Source organism: Streptomyces griseus (assembly GCF_900460065.1).
GTDB classification, from domain to species: domain Bacteria; phylum Actinomycetota; class Actinomycetes; order Streptomycetales; family Streptomycetaceae; genus Streptomyces; species Streptomyces griseus.
Map to the genome: position 1 here is coordinate 38797 of NZ_UAVD01000011.1, position 21812 is coordinate 60608.

Below are 21812 nucleotides of genomic sequence, written 5' to 3' on the forward strand. Positions count from 1 at the left end.
AAGGGGAAGAGGCAGACGACGGGGGACAGGGGAGGAGCGTGGTTCAGCGCGAGGTGTCGAACACTTCGTCGCGGGTGTCGGCGAGCGCCCTCTCCAGGGCGCCGCGCAGGACGGGGGTGCGGTCGATCTCGCCGACCACGAGCCGCGGCCGGGAGGCGGCGAGCTCGGCCAGCTCGGACTGGATCAGGGAGCGCAGGATCTCGCCGCCCGCCGCGACCGCGCCGCCGGAGAGCACGATCAGCCCGGGGTCCAGGACGGCGGTGACGGAGGCGAGCCCGGTGGCGAGCCGCTGGGCGTACTGGCGCAGCAGCTCGGTGAGCGCCGCGTCCCGCTCGTACGCGTCGGCCGCCCGCGCCAGCAGGTCGGCGGCGACCTTCGCGTACGGCTGCTGCGGGGTGTCGACGCCCAGCGCCTTCGCGAGCCGGGGCACCGCCTGGGCGCCCGCCAGCTCCTGGAAGCCGCCGCTGTTGGCCTTGACGACCTGGCGCACCAGCGGGGTGCCGGGCACCGGCAGGAAGCCGACCTCGCCCGCGCCGCCGGTGAAGCCGCGGTGCAGCCGGCCGTTGATGACGAGGGCGGCGCCGAGGCCCTCCTCGTTCCACAGCAGGACGAAGTCCTCGTGGCCGCGGGCCGCACCGAGGCGCTGCTCGGCGACGGCGACCAGGTTGACGTCGTTCTCGTACTCCACCGGCATCGGCAGGAACGCGGCCAGCTCGTCCAGCAGGGTGGAGGAGTGCCAGCCGGGCAGGTGCGAGGCGTACCGCAGCCGTCCGGTGCCCGGGTCGAAGGCGCCCGGCGTGCCGATGACGATCCGGTGGACGTCGGCGCGGGTGAGCCCGGCGTCCTTCACGGCCCCGTCCAGCGCGTCGGCGACCTGCCGCACCACGCTGTCGGCGCGCCGCCCCGGGGTCGCCAGCTCGAACTCCCCGACGGTCCGCCCGGTCACGTCCGCGACGGCGGCGACGATGCGCCGCCCGTTCACGTCGAGCCCGGCCACATGGGCGGCCCGCGCGTTCACGGTGTAGAGCTGCGCGTTGGGCCCGGGGCGCCCCTCGCTGGTCCCGGTGGCGACGACCAGGCCGGCCGCCTCCAGCCGGGCCAGGAGCTGGGAGGCGGTGGGCTTGGAGAGGCCGGTGAGCTTCCCGATCCGGGTCCGGGAGAGCGGCCCGTGCTCCAGCAGCAGATCGAGGGCGGCCCGGTCGTTCATGGCCCGCAGCACCCGTGGTGTGCCCGGTGTGCCGGGTGCGCCGGGAGTGGTTCCCGCCATCGTGGATGCACCGCCCTCTGTTCGGGAGCTCCGGAGCGGATCCGGAGAAACTCTGTTAGGAAAGTTTCCTATTCGGTTGAGAGGACGGTAGGGCGCAGGTCACCGGGGCGTCAATGGGTGACCCCCGTCCGGCAATCAAAGTGTTACCCGGCACGGCGACGCCCCCGGCCGCCACCCCGGTGTGCGGGGGGCGGCCGGGGGCGTCGCGGCCGGGACTACTTGCTCAGGTTCGGCGGCGGTATCGGCGTCGTCGCCAGGGACTGAGGGGAGGTCGCCGAGGCGTACGCGGAGGGGGCCGCCATCGCGGCGGTCGGGTCCGCCGCGGACTCGCCCTCCGTCTGGAGCGGCAGGGTGCCGACCATCCGGATGCCCGCGTCGTCCAGCGCCTGCTTGATGCGCCAGCGCAGCTCGCGCTCCACCCCGAGCGCCTTGCCCGGCATCGTCTTGGCGGTGACGCGGACGGTCATGGAGTCCAGCAGGACCGCGTCCAGGCCGAGCACCTCCACCGGGCCCCAGAGCCGCTCCGACCAGGGTTCTTCCTTCGTCATCGCGTCGGCGGCCGTGGCGATCGCCTCGCGGACGTGCTGCAGGTTCTCGGTCGGGCGGACCGTGACGTCGACCCCGGCCGTGGACCAGCCCTGGCTGAGGTTGCCTATCCGCTTCACCTCGCCGTTGCGGACGTACCAGATCTCGCCGTTGTCGCCGCGGAGCTTGGTGACGCGCAGCCCGACCTCGATGACCTCGCCGGAGGCCACCCCGGCGTCGACGGTGTCCCCGACCCCGTACTGGTCCTCGAGGATCATGAAGACGCCGGAGAGGAAGTCCGTGACCAGGTTGCGGGCGCCGAAACCGAGCGCCACACCCGCGACACCGGCGGAGGCGAGGAGCGGCGCCAGATTGATCTTGAAGGCGCCCAGGACCATCAGGGCGGCCGTGCCCATGATCACGAACGAGGCCACCGAGCGCAGCACCGAGCCGATCGCCTCCGAGCGCTGGCGCCTGCGCTCGGCGTTCACCAGCAGCCCGCCCAGAGCCGTGCCCTCCACCGCCTGGGCGCTGCGGTTCATCCGCTCGATCAGATTGGTCAGGGCGCGCCGGATCAGATAACGCAGCGTGATCGCGACGGCCACGATCAGCAGGATGCGCAACCCGGTGCTCAGCCAGGTGGACCAGTTCTCCTCGACCCAGCCCGCGGCGTTCCCGGCCTGTTCGGCGGCTTCGCCCAGCGAGCCGCCCGGCTCGGGAGACGGAGCTGCGGCCAAGAGGACGGACAGCGACACGACAGGGACCTCCACGGGGACGACGGCTGGTCAACAACACTAACGAAGCCGGGGGAGTGGATCGTTGCCGTCGCGGCAGGAGAGACGGGTCTCACCGGGAACACCTCCGCTGTGGCCGATCACACAGGGCGGACGGCCTCCCAGGTGAAACACCTGTTCGGTATCGGCGGACGGGGTGCGGAGCCCGGAGTGAGAAAAATCCTCCCGGCCCGTTACCCGTACGTGGTGGCGCTTTGACCAGGCATGAGGAGAGACTGAGATCGGATCGTCCCGGCGCGAGCCACGCGCCGCCGGCGTACAAGGAGGCATCCACCGTGCCGCACGTCCTGGTTCTCAACGCGTCGTACGAGCCGCTCGGCGTCGTACCGCTCCGCCGCGCGCTCGTCCTCGTCCTGGAGAACAAGGCCATCTGCCTCGAGGAGTCCGGCTCCTTCCTGCACAGCGCCACCCGTGCCGTGCCCGCCCCCAGCGTGGTCCGGCTCAAGCGCTTCGTCCGCGTCCCCTACCGGGGCCCCGTCCCGCTGACGCGGCGGGCGCTGTTCGCCCGGGACGGCGGGCGCTGCATGTACTGCGGGGCCGCCGCGACCAGCGTCGACCACGTCATCCCGCGCAGCCGCGGCGGACAGCACGCCTGGGACAACGTGGTGGCGGCCTGCCGCCGCTGCAACCACGTCAAGGCCGACCGCCATCTGCCCGAGCTCGGCTGGCGGCTGCGCCACCAGCCCGCCCCGCCGACCGGCCTGGCCTGGCGGATCATCGGGACCGGACACCGCGACCCGCGCTGGCTGCCGTATCTGCAACCGTTCGGCGCGGACGACGTGATGGCCCGGATCGACGGCGTGTCCGCCTGAGACCGGGCCTTCGTCGTCCCGCCGCGTCAGGCGTACGGCTCAGTCGTCCACGACCGCGTACGCCTCCACCGACCAGAGCGAGTAGCCGTACTCCGTCGCCCGGCCGTCCCCCTGCACCCGGACGAACCGGGTGTCCTTCGCGTCCATCCGGACCGACTCGCGCCCGCCCCGGCCCTCCGTCACCGTCGCGGCGGTGCGCCAGACGCGGCCGTCGGCGGAGACCTGTATCCGGTAGCGCGAGGCGTACGCGTCCTGCCAGTTCAGCACCACCTGGCCCAGCCGCACCGGCTTCGGCAGCTCGGCCCCCCACCAGGCCCCGTCCTCCACCGGCGAGGACCACCGCGTCTCCGGATCGCCGTCGAGGGCCGCCGACGCGGGGAAGTCCGGGGTCTCGTCGCCGGACGACGAGGCCCTCGCCGTACGTGCCAGATCCGGGCCGCCGGTGCGCGGGAAGGCCCGCACGGTCAGCGTGGACTCCTGGCCGCCGAAGGCCAGCGGGACCTCGTACTCGCCCGCCGGGGTGTCCGCCGGGACCGTCACCTCCACCGGCACGTCGGTACGCGATCCGCGCGGCACGGTCGTCTGCTTGGGCACCCGCACTTCGATGCCCTCGGGGGCCTTCGCGGTCAGTTTGCCCTTCACCTCGACCGGACGCCGCCCGGCCAGCCGGGCCTCGACCCGCTGGGGCTCGCCGCCGATCTCCGCGTCCGTCTCGCCGCGCGCCAGGTCGAGCGTGGCGGCGGGCTCGTCGCGGAACCACGGCACCAGGGCGCGCACCTGCGGGGACCCCGCCACGACGGCGGGGGAGGGGGGCAGGGACGGGCTCAGGTACGAGGGCGGGACGGTCCGGGCGGCCTCGGGCACCGTGACCCGTATGGCGTCGGCGCGCAGCCCCTTCGCGGCGGTCTGGGTGAAGCCGCTCGGCGAGAGCTTCCCGAGCGCCCGCCACCCCTGGCCGGGCACGCGCGCCTCCACGACCGCGCCGGTGAGGGCGGACCCGGGCTCGGCGAGCGCCGTGACGGCCTCCACCGGGCGGGGCCCGGCCAGCTCGACCGTATAGCTGTGCGCGTCCTTCGTGACCCGGCCCGAGGCGCGGTCGGTGCCGTTCCACCCGGCGGCCACCTTCGCCGCCCGGTCCAGGAACGGGTCCAGCACCCCCTTGCCGACCGTGGCCCGGCTCGCCCCGATCTCCTCGCGCAACGGCTCCAGGGCCAGTTGGACGCGCCAGGCGGCGGCGCCGTCCCCGGCGGCCTGGGCCTGGAGCAGATCCACCGCCAGCTCACCGGCCCGGCCGTAGCGGGCCAGCTGCTCCGTCCAGGGGCGCACCTCCTCGGTGAGCCGGCCGTCGGCGGGGGTCTTCAGCCGCTCGGGGGCGCCGCGCATCACGGAGAAGGCCGCCCGCAGCCCGTCCGCCGCCCGGTCGCGGCGCGCGGCGTCCGCGCGGGAGCTCCAGAACGCGTCGAACAGGGGCTGGAGGTAGGCGGACTCCTCAGCGCCGAGCACCGAGCCCGCGCTGTTCCCGGCCAGCGCCAGCAGCGCCTCCCGGGCGCCCGCGTCGCCGCCCGCCAGATCGTCGATCGCCGCCCGCCAGGACGCGGCGGGGTCGTAGCCCTTCGGGTTCCAGGCGAAGTCCGCGGCGGTGAACAGCGGGATCCGGGAGGCGGACGGCTGCTCCATGGCGTTGGCCAGCAGCGCCGCCGAACCGCTCGCCACCGCCGGGTCCCGGCCGGTGTAGGGGCCGAGGAAGATGCGGTCCTGGGCGTAGTCGTTGACCGGGTAGTTGTCCATCGTCACCAGCGGGTGCCGGAAGGCGGCGCGGGCCCCGGCCAGTTCACCGCCGGTGATCTTCTTCGGCACCACGCCGACGCCGGTCCAGGCCACCTGCACCCGGTCGTCCAGCTCGGCCGCCAGCGCGGTGCGGTAGTCGGTGGCCCCGTCCTGGTAGAACTCCGTCGGCAGCACCGAGAGCGGGACCGCGTCCGGGTGCCGTTCCTCCAGGTGACGGGCGAGGGCGCCCGCGACCCTGGCCTGCGCGCGGGCCGCCGCCTTCGGACCGCTGCCGAAGGTCTCCGCGTCCAGGTCGCAGTGCCACTCGCTGTAGCTCACGTCCTGGAACTGGAGCTGGAAGACCCGGATGCCCAGCGCCCACATGGCGTCGATCTTCCTGGTCAGCGCCCGGACGTCCTGGTCCGAGGCCATGCACATCGCCTGACCGGGCGAGACCGCCCAGCCGAGCGTGACGTGCTCGGCGCGCGCCCGCTCGGCGAGCGCGCGGAAGTCGGCCCGCTTCTCGGCCGGGTACGGGTCGCGCCAGCGCGCCAGCCGGTAGGGGTCGTCGCCCGCCGCGTAGAGATAGCGGTTCTGCTTGGTGCGGCCCATGAAGGAGATCTGGGCGAGCCGCTCCTCGCTGGTCCACGGCTCTCCGTAGAACCCCTCGGCCATGCCGCGGACGGCGGTTCCCGGCCAGTCCCGTACGGTCACACCGGCCACCGAGCCGTCGGCGATCAGCTGGCGCAGGGTCTGGACGGCGTGGAAGAGGCCGTCGGCGCCGAGCCCGTCCAGAGCGACGGTGGCGCGTCCGGAGACCTGGCCGACCGCGATCCGGTAGCCGCCCGACGGCAGATCGGCCCGGTCGGGCGCGCGCAGCGCCCGCAGTGCCTCGACGGCTCCGCTGCCGCCGACACGGACCACCGGCCCGCCGCCCGGCAGGCTCTCGTGCAGGGTCCGGACGCCCGCCCCGCGCAGCAGCGCGCGCGCCTGCTCGACGGCGTACGGATCGGCGTCGGGCGCGGCGACGAGCGTGGCCTGCGAGCCCAGCTCCACGGCGGGTCCGGTGGTCCGCAGGCTCTGCGGCCGGGGCCAGACGGACGGGGTCCGCGGACTGTCGGTCCGGTCGGCGGAGCCGACCGCGGGCCTGCCGGGGTCGGCGGGAGCGGCCGTCGCGGCCGGAGCGACGGAGACGGATCCGAGGAGTCCGCCGATCACGGCGACGGCCACGGCCGTTGCCTGCCTTCTGCGCCCGATCCGCACGTCGCGCTCCCCTTCGTACGTACCAACAGCCGACGATGGACCGCCGTGCCGACCCCTCGGACCGCGCGTGCGGGCCCCGGCGGGTTCCGAGCCCACCACCCGGGCGCGAGGGTGTCAATGCGCGTGGCCGTTCTGCCGTATTTGCCGGTAATAGCGACGCCTTCGAGCCCTCTGGGGCCGGTGGGGCGGACGGGACTGGCTGAAAACGGCCCATACCTGCCGTCCGGGGGAACCGAGTGTGACCCAGAGCACGTTGGGCTCGTTGTCATAACGCCTGCATCACGTCCACGTCTGCCGCGACGAGGCCTGGGTAGGCCTGCTGTGTCCTGTTCTCCACGGCCAGGAGGCCACCATGCCCGCTGCCGCGCAGCTTCTGTTCTCCGCCCTCTCCAAACAGGTACCCACGCAGTCCGAGTCCGCGCCGCTGACCAGCGAACTCCCCCTCGCCGACGTCGCCCACCTGATCAGCGGGCCGCCGCTCGCCGACGTCTCCCTCCTGCTCGGCGAATCCTCCTTCGCCGATTCCGCGCCGCTGACCAGCGAGCCGCCGCTCGCCGATGCCACCCCTCTCACGAGCGAGCCTCCGCTCGCCGCCGTCGCCCCTCTGACCAGCGAGCCGACCGCACCCGGCACCGCAGGGGGCATGGAGTTCCCAGGAGTCTGAATGGGCTTGTCCCGGCTCGCCGCACTGCACGGTGTCGCCACCTCCTACTCCCCGTCGCCGGATGTCACGGTGTCCGTCCCCGACGACACGGTCATCGCCGTGCTCGCCGCGCTGGGCGTCGACGCCGGCACTCCGGCGGACGTACGGAAGTGCCTCGTCGCCGCGGAGTCCCGCTCGCGCCTGCTGCCGCCGACCGTGGTGGTCTGGGCCGGCGAGCCCCTGCCGCCCTCCCTCGCCGGGCTGCCCTCCGGCTCGACCGTCACGGTCGAGCCGGAGCCGGCCGACACCCCGGGCCCCTCGGGCCGCCCGCCCGCCCCGCTGAGCATGCGGGCCCGGGCGTCGGCCCCCGCCCCGCCCGTGCCGCCGCCCCCGGGAGCCGCTGCCGCGCCCCTGACGCCCCCCGGGACCGCCGCCACCACCACCGCGCCCGTCGCCGCCGCAGCCGCCGCGCCGCCCGCCACGGAAGCCGCCGCGCCCGCCGCAGTCGCCGTGCCGCCCGTGACGCAGGCGGGAAACGCGGACTCCGCCCCGGCCGTGACGCCCGTCGCGGGGACCGCCACCGCATCGGCGTCCCCCGCCGCGTCCGCGTCCGCGTCCGCGTCACCGTCCGCCACCGCGTCCGCGCCCGCCACCGCGTCCGCGCCCGCCACCGCGTCCGCGCCCGCCACCGCCCTCCCGTCGGCATCCGCGCCGCACACGCACCCGCGTCGCGCCGACGAGGCGCCCGTGGTCCCGGCGGCCGTTCCCGCCTGGTGGATCCCGCCGCCCCCCGGCGTCCACCGCGTCCACGTCCGTACGCCGGACCACCGCCGCGCCACGGCCACCCTCGTCGTCGCCCCGGCCCGCGTCCCCCAGCCGCCCGAGCGCTCCCACGGCTTCCTGGTCCAGCTCTACTCCCTGCTCTCCGCCCGCTCCTGGGGCATGGGCGACCTCGGTGACCTGGCCGACCTCGCCGCCTGGGCCGGTCGGACCCTCGGCTCCGGGTTCGTCCAGGTCAACCCGTTGCACGCGGCTGTTCCCGGGCGGCCGACCGACCCCTCCCCCTACCGCCCGTCCTCGCGCCGGTTCCCCGATCCGGTGCACCTGCGCGTCGAGTCGGTCCCCGAATACGGCCACGTCCGCGACCGGGCCGCCCTGGACGACCTCCGGCAGGGCGCCGACGCCCTCAGCGAGGCCGTGCTGAACAAGGGCGCCCTGATCGACCGGGACGCCGTCTGGGAGCTGAAGCGGCAGGCCCTGGAGCTGGTCGTCGAGGTGCCGCTCACCCCCGGCCGCCGCGCCGCCTACTGCGACTTCCTGGCCGAGCAGGGCCAGGCGCTGGAGGACCACGCCCTGTGGTGCGCGCTCGCCGAGGTGCACGGCCCCGACTGGCGCACCTGGCCCGAGGCCCTGCGCGACCCCCGCTCGTCCGGGACCGCCCGCGCCCGCTCCGAACTGCTCGACCGGGTCGACTTCCACTGCCGCCTCGCCTGGCTGACCGCCGACCAGCTCGCCGCCGCCCAGCGCGCCGCCGAGGAAGCAGGGATGAGCGTCGGGATCGTCCACGACCTCGCCGTCGGCGTGCACCCGGCCGGCGCCGACACCTGGGCCCAGCAGGAGGCCTTCGCCCACGGCATGTCCGTCGGCGCGCCGCCCGACGCCTTCAACGCGCGCGGCCAGGACTGGGGCCTGCCGCCCTGGCGCCCCGACACCCTCGCCGCCACCGGCTACGCCGCCTACCGGGGCCTGCTGCGCGGACTGCTGGCCGGCGCCGGGGCCCTGCGCATCGACCACGTCATGGGCCTGTTCCGGCTCTGGTGGGTGCCCGAGGGCAGCCCGCCCACCGACGGCACGTACGTCGCCCACGACGCCGAGGCGATGCTCGCCGTCCTCGTCCTGGAGGCCCACCGGGCCGGCACCGTCGTCGTCGGCGAGGACCTCGGCACCGTCGCCCCCGGGGTGCGCGAGGCGCTCGCCCGGCGCGGCGTGCTCGGCACCTCGGTGCTCTGGTTCGAACGGGACTGGGACGGCGACGGACGGCCGATCGCCCCGGAGAAGTGGCGCCGGGACTGCCTGGCCACCGCCACCACCCACGATCTGCCCTCCACCGCCGCCCGGCTGACCGGCGACCATGTGACGCTGCGCCACCGGCTCGGCCTGCTCACCCGCTCCCTGGAGGAGGAGCTGACCGCCGACCTCACCGACACCGCCGAATGGCTGGCGCTCCTCGCCCGGCTGCGGATGCTCCCCGAGGGCGACGGCGACGAGGAGGCCGCCGTCCGGGCCGTCCACCGCTTCCTGCTGCGCACCCCCGCCCGGATGACCGGCGTCTGGCTCCCCGACACCGTCGGCGACCGCCGCCCGCAGAACCTCCCCGGCACCTGGGACCAGTACCCCAACTGGCGCCTCCCGATCGCCGACGCCGAGGGGCATCCGGTCACCCTGGAGGAGATCACCGCCTCGCCCCGGCTGCACGCGCTGATGGACGTCCTGCGGCCCCGAAAGCCTCATACGGCACCCCCGGGCGAGCGCCGTCCCTAGGCGTTCGCTACGTTGGCACCGTGGACAAGAAGAACGCTATGCGCGCCGGCGTCGTTGCGGCCGGGACGACGCTGATGATGCTGCTCATGTCGAGCCCGGCGCTCGCGCTCACGCCCGACGACGGTGACGACCCCGCTCCGCGCCTGAGCGCGATGGAGACCATCGGTCTCTACGTCGTCGCGCCCATCGCCCTGTTCGTGGTGATCACGGGCCTGGTCATGGTCCTGGACAAGTCCAAGAAGCAGGTCTGACCCGCACACGTACGCCCAGCGCGAAAGGTGCGCCGCCGGTAGCGACTGCCGCGCGGCGCATCCGTGCGTCCGGCCCCCGGCGGGCCAGCCGGGGAGCGCGCCCGCCCGGTAGGTTGCGCCCATGACCGAGTGGGACGTCAAGAAGCTCCGCATCCTGCGCACCCTGCGCGACCGGGGCACCGTGACGGCGACCGCCCAGGCGCTCCTGATGACCCCCTCCGCGGTCTCCCAGCAGCTCACCAACCTCTCCAGACAACTCGGCGTGGACCTCCTGGAGGCCCAGGGCCGCCGGGTCCGCCTCACCGACGCCGCCCACCTCGTCCTGCGCCACGCGGAGGCCGTCTTCGCCCAGCTGGAGCGGGCGGAGGCCGAGCTGACCGGCTATCTGCGCGGCGAGGCGGGCGAGGTCAGGGTGGCCGCGTTCTCCACCGCCGTGCCCGCCCTCGTCGTCCCCGCCGTCCGGCTGCTGCGCGCCGAGGACCGCCCGGGGCCCGACGTACGCGTACGGGAGGCCGAGGCGGCCCAGGCCTACGAGCTCCTCACCGCGGGCGAGGTGGACCTCGCCCTCTCGCTGGCCGCCCACGCGCCCACCGCACGGGACCCCCGCTTCAGCCTCTTCCCGCTGCTCGCCGACCCCCTGGACGTGGCGCTCCCCGCCGACCACCCGCTGGCCGGAGCGCCGGTGCTGCGGCTCGCGGACCTGGCCGCCGACCGCTGGATCTTCGGCGGCTCCGGGCCCTGGTCCGAGATCACCACCGCCGCCTGCGAGGCGGCGGGCTTCGTCCCCGAACAGGCCCACAGCGCCGCCGGGTGGACCGCGATCCTCGCCCTGGTCGAGGCGGGCATGGGCGTCGCGCTCGTCCCCCGGATGGCCTCCCGCGAACAGCGCCGCGAGGGAGTGCTGATGCGGGTGCTGGAGGCGGACCGGCCGCGCCGCCACGTGGTGGCGGCGGTCCGGCACGGGGCGGAGAGCGGGCCGGCCGTGGAGCGGGTGATCGGCGCGCTCACCCGGGCCGCCCAATCGTTCAGCTGAACTGAACGACCTGTGCGAAAACTTTCGATGGACCTGATGGGTCCGGTGGCGCGAAGGTGGGAGCCATGACCTTCGACGCGAGCGAGACCACATTCCAGGACCCCGACACCGACCCCCACGCCAATGACGCCGCGCCCTACGGCGGCGGCGACCCGTACGCCGACTACCGCGAAGCCGGGGACCTCTCCTTCACCGAGCTGGTCGACCTCGCCGACCGCCGCCTCGGCGCGGGCGTGATCGCCGCCAACGACGAGTTCTTCGCCGAGCGCGAGAACCTCCTGATCCGTGAGCGCGCCGTCTTCGACCCCGAGCACTTCGGGCACAAGGGCAAGATCATGGACGGCTGGGAGACCCGCCGCCGCAGGGGCGCGGACGCCGAGAGCCCCTTCCCGGCCCCCGAGGACCACGACTGGGCCATCGTCCGCCTCGGCGCGCCCGGCATCATCCGCGGCCTGATCGTCGACACCGCCCACTTCCGCGGCAACTATCCGCAGCGCGTCTCCGTGCAGGCCACCTCCGTCGAGGGCGCCCCGGGCCCCGAGCAGCTGCTCGCCGACGACGTGAAGTGGGAGGAGATCCTCCCGCCCACCCCCGTACGCGGCCACGCGGCCAACGCCTTCGAGATCACCGGCGGCCGCCGCTACACCCACCTGCGCCTCTGCCAGCACCCCGACGGCGGCATCGCCCGCCTCCGCGTGCACGGCGAGGTCGTGCCGGACCCGGCCTGGCTCGCCGCGCTCGGCACCATCGACCTGATCTCCGTGCTCAACGGCGGTACGTACGAGGACGCCTCCGACCGCTTCTACTCCTCGCCCACCCAGATCATCCTGCCGGGCACCTCCCGCAAGATGGACGACGGCTGGGAGAACCGCCGCCGCCGGGTCCGCGACACCAACGACTGGGTCCGCTTCCGCCTCCCCGCCCAGGGCGCGGTCCGCGCGATCGAGATCGACACCGCCTACCTCAAGGGCAACTCCGCCGGCTGGATCGCCCTCCAGGGCCGCAACGGCGACACCGGCGAGTGGTTCGAGATCGTCCCGCGCACCCGCCTCCAGCCCGACACCCTGCACCGCTTCGTCCTGCGCGCCCAGGCCGTCGTCACCCACGTCCGCCTCGACGCCTTCCCCGACGGCGGGGTGGCCCGGATGCGCCTGCACGGCACGCTCACGGAGTCCGGTACGGCCGAGCTGACCCGCCGCTACGAGGAGTCGGGCGCGTGACCCCGTAGATCCGGGCCGGCGCCCCCAGTTCCCGCCCGGCGGACGGCTGCGCTTCCGCGCCCGTCCGCCGGGCGGCTTCCAACCGGGCCGGCGGCTCAGGCGACGTACGCGGAGAAGCGCAGCGTCTTCGCCAGCACCTTCCAGGTCCCCCAGGCGAACACCCGGTTCACCGCGTTGCAGAAGGCCTCGCCCGTGCAGTCGGTGGGCCGGTCCTGCCAGGCCCGGACCGTCAAGGAGTGGAAGCCGAGGGTCCGCGAGAAGGCGAAGCGGATGTGCATGCCCCGGCCCAACTGGTGCCCCGGCAGCGTGTTGATCTGGAAGAAGTCGTTCCCGATGTACTCCACCTCGACCGGATTGCCGCCCAGCAGCTCGCAGCGCGCCCCCGCCCGGATCCGCCCCGCACAGCCGCCGCTGACCGGGAACAGCCAGAAGTGGTCGGTCAGCTGCTCCCGGACGTCGTCCGCGCCGGTGAACGGATGCAGCCCGAGGCTGTAGCCGTAGGTGTAGAGGTCGTAGCAGCCCACCGGACCCGCCCGGCAGTCCGGGCGGTCCGCCACCGGGGCGGCGGGGCCCGTCACCAGACCGGCGCACAGCGCCAGCACGACCGGCACGGCGGCGAATCCGGGCATCCGAACCCTCCCGTGGCCCGCGACCGAAGCTTCCTGCGACGACCCTTCGGACACTAGGGGGTGCCTGACCGTTCCGCGCGGGCGGGCGACGCCCGCCGAACCGCGCGGAACGGCCGGACGCCTCCGGGCCACGGGAGCCCCGCCGCGCGCCGACGGCCGCCGGACGCGCGGTTCTCGCGGGGCGCCGGGCCATGTCGCCAAACTGCCGTCGTCGCCCTGAGGGCGGCCCCGCGGGGCATGCGGCGGTTTGACGACATGGCCTAGTCTGCCTCCGATCGCAACCGAACCTCACACCCCGGGGGGAAGCCGGATGGCCCAGGCACTGCTGTGCGCCGGACTGGATCCGGACGACCCGGACGCCACGACGCTCGTCGTGGTCGTCGCGGAACAGGCGGACCACCAGGAGCGCGCCGCGGCCCGGCTCGGTTCGTACGGGTACGAGGGGGAGGACTGCCTCTACCTGGCGCGGACGGACGGCTGGGCCGAACGGCGGCTGGACGGCGAGCTGCTGACCGTGGACATCGTCGCGTACCCGGCCCTGCTCAAGGGGCTGGAGGCGGACCCCGGAGGGTTCGCCGAGCGGTCGTCGTCCGACCCCGCGGCGCTGAGGCTGCTGCGGGTGGAGGCGCGCGTCGATGCCGCCGCGTACGAGCGGGCCTCGGAGGTCACCCTCCTCCTGACGGCCCCCGCCGGGAGCCCCGCCGAAGAGGCCGTGGCACTGGTCCGGTCGGGCGAGGACCTGCCCCTGGTGATGGCTCCCCCGCCGGAGTAGCCGACACAGCCAAGGGGCGCCCCCTCCGCCGCGACGGAGAGGACGCCCCAGGGCCGTAGGGGGTGTCGCTAGGCAGTGGCTGCCGCGTCCGCCGCCCGGGCCTTCAGCGCGCGCTCCACACCGGACCGCGACTCCGACATCAGCCGGCGCAGGGCCGCGCTCGGCTCGGCCGAGGCCAGCCAGGCGTCCGTGGCGTCCAGCGTCTCCTGGGACACCTGGAGGGCCGGGTAGAGGCCCACCGCGATCTGCTGGGCCATCTCGTGGCTGCGCGAGTCCCAGACGTCCTTCACCGCGGCGAAGAACTTCTCCGTGTACGGGGCCAGCAGCTCGCGCTGGTCCGTCTGGACGAAGCCGTTGATGACCGCTTCCTGCAGCGAGTTGGGCAGCTTGTCGGACTCCACGACCGAGGCCCACGCCTCGGCCTTGGCCTCCGGGGTGGGCCGGGCCGCCCGCGCGGAGGCCGCGTGGCGCTCGCCCGCCGCCGTCCTGTCCCGCTCGTACTCGGCGGCGATCTCCTCCTCGTCCAGCAGCCCGGTGGCCGCGAGACGCTGCACGAACGCCCACCGCAGCTCGGTGTCGACGGCCAGGCCCTCGATGGTCTCCGCGCCGTCCAGCAGCGACCGGAGCAGGTCCAGCTGCTGCGGGTTGCGGGCGGTGGCCGCGAAGGCGCGGGCCCAGGCCAGCTGGTGGTCGCTGCCGGGCTCCGCCGCGCGCAGGTGCGCCAGCGTCGCGTCGGTCCACTGGATCAGCGCGGCCTCACGGGCCTCCGGCGCCGCGTACAGGTCGAGGGCCATCTTCACCTGGCGGTGCAGCGACTGCACGACCCCGATGTCCGACTCCTTGCCGATGCCCGAGAGCACCAGGGAGAGGTAGTCACGGGTGGCCAGCTCCCCGTCGCGCGTCATGTCCCAGGCCGAGGCCCAGCTCAGGGCGCGCGGCAGCGACTCGGTGAAGTCGCCCAGGTGCTCGGTGACGACCCGCAGCGACTCGGCGTCCAGGCGCACCTTCGCGTACGAGAGGTCGTCGTCGTTGAGCAGGACGACCGCCGGGCGGGCCCTGCCCACCAGCGCGGGCACGTCGGTCCGCTCGCCGTCGACGTCCAGCTCGATCCGGTCGGTGCGCACCAGCTTGCCGTCCGCGTCGAGGTCGTAGCAGCCGATGGCGATGCGGTGCGGGCGCAGCGTCGGCTCGCCCTTCGCGCCGGCGGGCAGCGCGGGGGCCTCCTGGAGCACGGTGAACGCGGTGACACGACCCTCGGCGTCGGTCTCGATCTCCGGGCGCAGGATGTTGATGCCCGCCGTCTCCAGCCACGCCCTCGACCAGGTCTTCAGGTCGCGGCCGGAGGTCTTCTCCAGCGCGCCCAGCAGGTCGGAGAGGCGGGTGTTGCCGAAGGCGTGCGCCTTGAAGTACGCCTGGACGCCCTGGAAGAACGCGTCCTTGCCGACGTACGCCACGAGCTGCTTGAGCACGGACGCGCCCTTGGCGTACGTGATCCCGTCGAAGTTGACCAGGACGTCGTCCAGGTCGCTGATGTCCGCCATGATCGGGTGCGTGGAGGGCAGCTGGTCCTGCCGGTACGCCCAGGTCTTCATGGAGTTGGCGAACGTGGTCCAGGAGTGCGGCCACTTCGAGCCCGCCGCGTCCGCCTGGCAGGCGATCGAGGTGTAGGTGGCGAACGACTCGTTCAGCCAGAGGTCGTTCCACCACTCCATCGTCACGAGGTCGCCGAACCACATGTGGGCCAGCTCGTGCAGGATGGTCTCGGCCCGCACCTCGTACGCCGCGTCCGTCACCTTGGAACGGAAGACGTACTGGTCGCGGATGGTGACCGCGCCCGCGTTCTCCATCGCGCCCGCGTTGAACTCCGGGACGAAGAGCTGGTCGTACTTGGCGAACGGGTACGCGTAGTCGAACTTCTCCTGGAACCACTCGAAGCCCTGCCGGGTGACGGCGAAGATGTCCTCCGCGTCCAGGTACTCCGCGAGGGAGGGGCGGCAGTAGATGCCGAGCGGAACGGACTGGCCGTCCTTCTCGTAGCTGCTGTGCACCGCGTGGTACGGACCCACGATGAGGGCCGTGATGTACGTGGAGATGCGCGGCGTCGGCTCGAAGGTCCAGACGTCGTCCTTCGGCTCCGGCGTCGGGGAGTTCGAGATGACCGTCCAGCCGGACGGGGCCTTCACGGTGAACGCGAAGGTCGCCTTCAGATCGGGCTGCTCGAACGAGGCGAAGACGCGGCGCGCGTCCGGGACCTCGAACTGCGTGTACAGGTAGGCCTGCTCGTCGACCGGGTCGACGAACCGGTGCAGGCCCTCACCGGTGTTGGTGTACGAGCAGTCGGCGACGACCTTCAGCTCGTTGGCGCCCTCGCGCAGATGCGGCAGGGCGATCCGCGCGTCGCGGAAGACGGTGGCCACGTCCAGGTCCTTGCCGTTCAGCACGACATCGTGGACGGCCGGGGCGACCAGGTCGATGAACGACTCCGCACCCGCCTCCGCGCAGTCGAAGCGCACGGTGGTCACGGACCGGTAGGTGCCGCCCTCCTGCGCTCCGGAGAGGTCGAGGTCGATCTCGTACGCGTCCACGGTCAGCAGGCGCGCCCGCTCCTGTGCCTCTTCGCGGGTCAGATTCGTGCCAGGCACGCGGTCATCTCCTAGGTGTGCGACTTGATAAGCGGCGTTTCGGCCCATCCTTCCACGCACGTGCCCCCAACGCGATGTCCGTTTTCCGCCGGACGCGAACCGCTCACCGGGACACCCTCGGACCATGACCGGACACCAGCCACGCCCCATCGACCCCGCCGCCCTCGCCGAACTCCGCGCCGCCGACGACGCGGGCCGGCCCTGCCGCCCGTACACCGCGACCGAGGGCGGCCACCCCCTGCGCTGCTGCCTGCGCGGCAGCGAGCCGGGGGAGCGCATCGCCCTCGTCTCCTACGCCCCGCTGCGCCGCTGGGCCGCCGCGACCGGGGCGGGCCCGGGGGCGTACGACGAGCAGGGGCCCGTCTTCATCCACGCCGAGCCGTGCGCGGGCCCCGATCCGCGGCGGGGCGGATACCCCTTCGCACGGGCGGGCGCACTGCGCACGGTGCGCCGCTACGACGCCCGGGGGCACATCGTGGGCGGGCGGCTGCTGGAGATCCCGGCCGAGCCGGACGAGGGCTTCGACGCGGCCCTCGACGAGGCGTTCGCGGACCCGGAGGTGGCCCTGGCGCACGTACGGGCCGTGGAGTACGGGTGCTTCCACTTCGAGGTGCGGCGCGGCTGAGCGGGCCGCGTACGGGGAAGGGGGCGGCCACCGGACTCCGGTGGCCGCCCCCTTCCCCGTACGCGTGACGCCGCGGGTCAGCCCTTCAGCTCGGCCGCCACCAGCTCCGCGATCTGCACGGCGTTCAGCGCCGCGCCCTTGCGGAGGTTGTCGTTGGAGACGAACAGCGCGAGACCGTGGTCGACCGTCTCGTCGACCCGGATGCGGCCCACGAAGGAGGCGTCCTTGCCGGCGGCCTGGAGCGGGGTCGGGATCTCCGAGAGCTCGACGCCCTCGGCGTCCTTCAGCAGCTCGTAGGCGCGCTCGACGCCGATCGGGCGGGCGAAGCGGGCGTTGATCTGGAGCGAGTGGCCGGAGAAGACCGGGACCCGCACGCAGGTGCCGGAGACCTTCAGCTCCGGGATCTCCAGGATCTTGCGGGACTCGTTGCGGAGCTTCTGCTCCTCGTCCGTCTCGAACGAGCCGTCGTCCACGATCGAGCCCGCCAGCGGCAGCACGTTGAAGGCGATCGGGCGCTTGTAGACGGCGGGCTCGGGGAAGTCCACGGCCTCGCCGTCGTGGGCCAGCTTCTCCGCCTCGGCGACGACCTTGGCCGCCTGGCCGTGCAGCTCGGCGACGCCGGCGACACCGGAGCCGGAGACGGCCTGGTAGGTGGCGACGGTCAGCGCTTCGAGGCCGGCCTCGTCGTGCAGCGGGCGCAGCACCGGCATCGCGGCCATCGTCGTGCAGTTCGGGTTGGCGATGATCCCCTTGGGCCGGACGCGGGCCGCGTGCGGGTTGACCTCGGAGACGACGAGGGGGACCTCGGGGTCCTTGCGCCAGGCGGAGGAGTTGTCGATCACCACGGCGCCCTGGGCGGCGACCTTCTCGGCCAGCGCCTTCGAGGTCGCGCCGCCGGCGGAGAACAGCACGATGTCCAGGCCCGTGTAGTCGGCCGCGGAGGCGTCCTCGACGGTGACGGGGGAGCCCTTGAAGTCGATCGTGGAGCCCGCGGACCGGGCCGAGGCGAACAGCCGCAGCTCGTCGACCGGGAAGTCCCGCTCGGCCAGGATCCTGAGCATGACTGTGCCGACCTGACCGGTGGCGCCGACGATTCCGACCTTCACGAGGACTCCTCTGTTCTGCACGTCCGGCTGCTGCCCGCCCGTGCGGCTGTGCGGCCCGTTTGCCGCTCCATGATGCGTATGTCCTGGCCCGCCTTGTCCAATCCATTGTCCGACCTGCGGACTCTTCGCGCGAGAACCGCAGATTCTGCAACGTCCGTGCGTGCGGGGGGAAACATCTGCGGCGGGTGTTCGGGGGGTGTGACGAGGAACACGCACAGCGGGGCGGGTGCCCGTGAGAGCACCCGCCCCGCCGTCCCGCGAAGGGGTCGTTACGGCGTGACCTTCTCGATCACGACGCTGCCGGTGCCCGCGGCGGTGCCGCGCGTGTTGACCAGCTTGACCTCACCGAAGAACTGCCGGCCCTCGGGGGCCGCCCCGGCGACCACGACCTCGGCGCCGACCTGGGCCGACGCACCGTTGGCCAGGTTCACGACCTTGGTCGAGTCGACCTTGAGCGTGCCGAGCGACGCCGAGTAGAAGACGTCGCGGTAGTCGTACGTGGTGGTCCCGGACGGGACCGAGTAGCCGTCGACGACGACCGTGTACGTGCCCGCGGCGGGCTTGAGCAGGCTGACCGTCTCCTCGGAACCGGCGGAGGTCGAGCTGCCGACCTGCGTGGCGCCGCGGAAGACGAACAGGTCGATGTCCGCGTTGGTGTCCGAGGTGCCGCCGACGGCGATGTCGAGCTTCTCGACACCCGCGCCGATGGTGACCGTGGTCTCACGGGTCTGGCCCGTGGAGATCGACGGCTTCGCCACCTTGGCCGAGCCCAGCGAACCGCCCTGGAGCTTGCCCTGGAAGGCGGCGGCGCTGTTGTGGACCGTCCAGTTCACCGGGGCGGGCGTGCCGATCTTCGCCTCGGCGATGGTCTGCACCGCCGGGTCGAAGGTCGTGCCGAGCAGCGAGACATCCAGCTTGTACGGGTTGTCCAGCAGCGGCGACGTACGGCGCGCCTCGACCTCGATCTCCCACACGCCGGGCTGCGGGTCCTTGTAGGAACGCGCGTCCGGGCGGCAGGTGTTGGCCGGGTTCTCGTAGTTCGGGTAGCAGAACGTCGTCGTGGTCGGGTCGACCGGCGTCCCGTACGGGTGCAGGGAGACGAACCGCGTCTGGCTGCCCGAGCGCAGTGCGCTGAGGGCGACCTCAAGGGTCTTCGCGCCCTCCGGCACGTTGACGAAGTACGACGTGGTGCCGTTGCGCTGGACCGAGCCGGACGCCTTGTAGGCGTAACCGGGCTCCTGGAGCTCGTGGGCGACGACGACCGTGGTCATGATCTGGTGGTCCACGCCGGAGGTCTTCTTGTCGTCGACCCGCAGGATGGCGCTGTGGACCCCGGCGGACTTCGCCTTCGCCTTGACCTTCAGCTTGACCGGCGTGTCGAGCGGCAGCGAGACGTACTGCGGGCTGCTGAGCTCGAAGGTGCCGTCGTTGTTCTTCCAGGACAGCTTGTGCTGGACGTTGCGGTCCGGGCCCGTGGTGCGGGTGACGACGACGTCGTAGACCTTGGTCTCGCCGACCTTCAGACCGCCCTCGCGGTCGTAGAGGCCGGTGCCGAAGCCCGGGTCCTTGAGCGCGAAGTCGATCGCGGTGTCGACCGGGGCCTTCACCGAGAACTCGTGCGCCGGCTTGCCCTGCTTGGCGATCTGCTTCCACGCCTTGACGATGTTGATCAGACCGGAGCCCTGGGCGTGCGCGGGCACGTCCTCGATGTGGGTCGCGGTGCTGGTCAGCGCGGTGCGCAGGTCGGCCGGGGGAAGCTCGATGCCCTTCTGCTTCGCCGCCGACAGCAGCAGCGCCGCGGCGCCCGCCGCCTGCGGGGAGGCCATCGAGGTGCCCTGGAGCATCGAGTAGCCGGCCGGCAGGTCGTAACCCGCCTCCTTGACCGGACCGCCCGGCGCCCAGGTCTGGGTGGTGTTGATGGACGCGCCCGGCGCCGCGATGACCGGCGTGAAGCCGCCGTCCTCACGCGGACCGCGCGAGGAGAAGGGCTGCATGTCGTACTTCTTGGTGACGTTGGAGCCGTAGTTGGCCGCCCACGTCTCCTTCGAGATCGACGCGCCGACCGAGATCACGTGGTCGGCGACCGACGGGTCACCGATGGTGTTGAGACCCGGGCCGCTGTTGCCGGCCGAGATGACCAGCTGCACGCCGTAGATGTCGATGAGCCGCTTGTACAGCTCGGCGCGCGCGTTGTTGCCGTCGTTCAGCGGCGGCAGGCCGCCGATCGACATGTTGACGATGTCGACGCCGCGGTTGACGACGAGGTCGATCATGCCCTCGGTCAGCGCGATGTTGGTGCAGCCGCCCGACCAGGTGCAGGCACGGGAGGAGACGATCTTGGCGCCGGGGGCGGCGCCGTTCATCTCGCCGCCGAACAGCCCGTTGGCCGCGGTGATGCCCGCGACGTGCGTGCCGTGCGCGCCCTCGATGACGCCGATGTTGACGAAGTCGGCCTTCGCGCCGGAGGCGTTGATGACGACGTTCTTACGGGTCTCGACGACGAACGGGATGCGCTCGACGACCTGGGTGCGCGGGTCGTCCTCGCCGAAGTAGGAGACCTGGAACTTCTCCTTGTACGGCTTGAGGACCGTGTCGTCGGAGAAGTCCGCGTTGTTGTTCAGGTCGACCCGGGTGGTGCCGGTGACCGGGTCGTACAGCACGCCCCAGACGTCGGTGGTGTCACCGTCGCGGTTGAGGTCGCCCGCCATCTCGCCGCCGGTGGTGGCCGCCTCGGCGAACGTGGCGAACTTGTAGCTGCCCGCCGGCGCCGAGTAGGTCTTCCCGCCGGACGTGAACGTCGGGCCGGTGACGGTCTGCGACATCCGCAGCCAGGTGCCGTCGCCGTCGTTCACCGGGTCGGTCGCGGTCACCCAGTCGACGATCTTGCGCTCGCCGGTGGTGGTCTTCTTCAGGGCCGGGTGACCGAGGTCGACGCCGGAGTCCAGGACGCCGATGGTGATCCCGCGGCCGTCGGCCGTCGGGTGCTTCTCGACGAAGTCGACCGCGCCCGTCTCGAACGACGGGTTGTACGGGTTCTTCGCCGGGGTCTTCTTGTTCGGCGCCGCGTAACCGCCCGTGGCCTTCGGCTGCTTCGCTCCGGCGGCCCGGTCGCCCTTGGGCGTCGGGTCGTCCAGCTTGATCTCCTGCTTGAGATCGATGCCGAGGACGGAGGAGAGCTTGGAGGCCGCCTTGATGGTGGCCTCGGCGCGGCTGGTCGGGACCGTCGCCCGGACGTAGCCGAGCTTGTCGTAGGTCTGGCCGAGCACGGAGCCCTCGACGGCGTCCAGCTGCTTGCTGACCTGCTCGGTCGCCCCCGGGGTGGTGGCGACCATCATGGTGACGCTTTTCTCGCCCTTGGCCTCGGCCTTCGCCAGGACATCGGCGTCGGCCTTGCCGAGCTTGTCGCCCCGGTCGCTCGTGGCGGCCGGTTTGACGGGTGCCGGTGCCGGGTCCTCGGCGGCGAACGCCGGAGCGGCGCCCGAGGCGGCGAGCGCGGCCGCCAGCCCGGCAGCGGCCGCGATACGCGCCGCGCGTCTGGCCCCGGGTATGGAGCTGGGGGATTCCTTGGTCATCAGCATCCCTGTAATTGAAAGAGAGAGTCCGGAATTCGGTACCGGATGACCGCTCAGCCTGGCCTAAATGACAGGGGTTTGTGGAGAGTTGGCGGAGGCGAGTCAGGGACATGGCATAGATCCGCCACGGGGCGCGATATGCCACGAGGGATGAATGAGGCCAAACGGTGCGTCCGTGGCGCCTGGCGGCGCCGGTGGCGGCGGCTGTGGTCCGGACCAGACGCGGCCATGGCCGAGGCCGGACGGTTCGGTGGCCGGGAACAGCCGTGGCGGAGCGGCGCCGGGGTGGTCTCCCGCGGCCCGGGCCGGGGCCGGCGACCTTTCCGGGCCCGGACCTCCGGACCTCCCGG

15 protein-coding genes are annotated in these 21812 nt (G+C 73.2%); 8 read left to right on the forward strand and 7 right to left on the reverse strand.

Features of this window, described 5'->3' with window-relative positions; genetic code table 11:
- Positions 1-43: 43 nt before the first annotated feature.
- Complete coding sequence (locus DTB53_RS06420; RefSeq protein ID WP_012380938.1) at positions 44-1267, reverse strand: ROK family transcriptional regulator; 1224 nt, start codon at positions 1265-1267, stop codon at positions 44-46.
- Between the two features lie 215 nt (positions 1268-1482).
- The gene (locus DTB53_RS06425; protein ID WP_042497185.1) at positions 1483-2547 is read right to left on the reverse strand and encodes a mechanosensitive ion channel family protein; all 1065 of its coding nucleotides are present in this window, start codon (positions 2545-2547) and stop codon (positions 1483-1485) included.
- A gap of 314 nt (positions 2548-2861) precedes the next feature.
- Here DTB53_RS06425 and DTB53_RS06430 point away from each other — a divergent pair, with 314 nt between their 5' ends.
- The gene (locus tag DTB53_RS06430; protein ID WP_003969129.1) at positions 2862-3398 is read left to right on the forward strand and encodes an HNH endonuclease; all 537 of its coding nucleotides are present in this window, start codon (positions 2862-2864) and stop codon (positions 3396-3398) included.
- Positions 3399-3437: 39 nt separating this feature from the next.
- Here DTB53_RS06430 and DTB53_RS06435 read toward each other — a convergent pair whose 3' ends face one another.
- Complete coding sequence (locus tag DTB53_RS06435; RefSeq protein WP_042497187.1) at positions 3438-6428, reverse strand: glycoside hydrolase family 84 protein; 2991 nt, start codon at positions 6426-6428, stop codon at positions 3438-3440.
- 352 nt (positions 6429-6780) lie between these two features.
- Here DTB53_RS06435 and DTB53_RS06440 point away from each other — a divergent pair, with 352 nt between their 5' ends.
- The 5 genes from DTB53_RS06440 to alc all read left to right on the forward strand — a co-directional run bounded on the left by DTB53_RS06440 (position 6781) and on the right by alc (position 12116).
- Positions 6781-7092, forward strand: coding sequence for a hypothetical protein (locus DTB53_RS06440; protein ID WP_003969131.1), 312 nt, complete (start codon positions 6781-6783; stop codon positions 7090-7092).
- Positions 7093-9612, forward strand: a complete 2520-nt coding sequence (gene malQ / locus DTB53_RS06445) for a 4-alpha-glucanotransferase (protein ID WP_012380941.1) — start codon at positions 7093-7095, stop codon at positions 9610-9612.
- Between the two features lie 20 nt (positions 9613-9632).
- Positions 9633-9863, forward strand: a complete 231-nt coding sequence (locus tag DTB53_RS06450; RefSeq protein WP_012380942.1) for a hypothetical protein — start codon at positions 9633-9635, stop codon at positions 9861-9863.
- A gap of 121 nt (positions 9864-9984) precedes the next feature.
- Positions 9985-10896, forward strand: a complete 912-nt coding sequence (locus DTB53_RS06455; RefSeq protein WP_012380943.1) for a LysR family transcriptional regulator — start codon at positions 9985-9987, stop codon at positions 10894-10896.
- Between the two features lie 65 nt (positions 10897-10961).
- Positions 10962-12116: an allantoicase gene (gene alc, locus DTB53_RS06460; protein WP_012380944.1), complete on the forward strand. Its 1155-nt coding sequence runs from the start codon at positions 10962-10964 to the stop codon at positions 12114-12116.
- A gap of 95 nt (positions 12117-12211) precedes the next feature.
- Here alc and DTB53_RS06465 read toward each other — a convergent pair whose 3' ends face one another.
- Positions 12212-12745 (reverse strand): hypothetical protein, encoded by a 534-nt coding sequence (locus DTB53_RS06465; protein WP_012380945.1) that lies wholly within the window; start codon positions 12743-12745, stop codon positions 12212-12214.
- A gap of 310 nt (positions 12746-13055) precedes the next feature.
- Between DTB53_RS06465 and DTB53_RS06470 the strand changes: the two genes are divergently transcribed.
- Complete coding sequence (locus DTB53_RS06470; protein WP_012380946.1) at positions 13056-13517, forward strand: hypothetical protein; 462 nt, start codon at positions 13056-13058, stop codon at positions 13515-13517.
- Between the two features lie 68 nt (positions 13518-13585).
- On the opposite strand, the gene pepN is transcribed toward DTB53_RS06470, so the two are convergent.
- Positions 13586-16159 carry an aminopeptidase N gene (gene pepN, locus DTB53_RS06475; protein WP_012380947.1) on the reverse strand — a complete coding sequence of 858 codons (2574 nt, stop codon included), beginning with the start codon at positions 16157-16159 and terminating at the stop codon, positions 13586-13588.
- Positions 16160-16283: 124 nt separating this feature from the next.
- Here pepN and DTB53_RS06480 point away from each other — a divergent pair, with 124 nt between their 5' ends.
- A complete protein-coding gene (locus DTB53_RS06480; protein ID WP_012380948.1) occupies positions 16284-16784 on the forward strand; it encodes a DUF1203 domain-containing protein in 501 nt (166 codons plus the stop codon).
- 77 nt (positions 16785-16861) lie between these two features.
- Here DTB53_RS06480 and DTB53_RS06485 read toward each other — a convergent pair whose 3' ends face one another.
- Together DTB53_RS06485 and DTB53_RS06490 are read right to left on the reverse strand one after the other, a co-directional pair.
- A complete protein-coding gene (locus DTB53_RS06485; RefSeq protein ID WP_012380949.1) occupies positions 16862-17890 on the reverse strand; it encodes an aspartate-semialdehyde dehydrogenase in 1029 nt (342 codons plus the stop codon).
- Positions 17891-18159: 269 nt separating this feature from the next.
- Entirely contained in the window at positions 18160-21468 is a 3309-nt protein-coding gene (locus tag DTB53_RS06490) for a S8 family serine peptidase (protein WP_012380950.1), read from the reverse strand.
- Positions 21469-21812 lie beyond the last annotated feature (344 nt).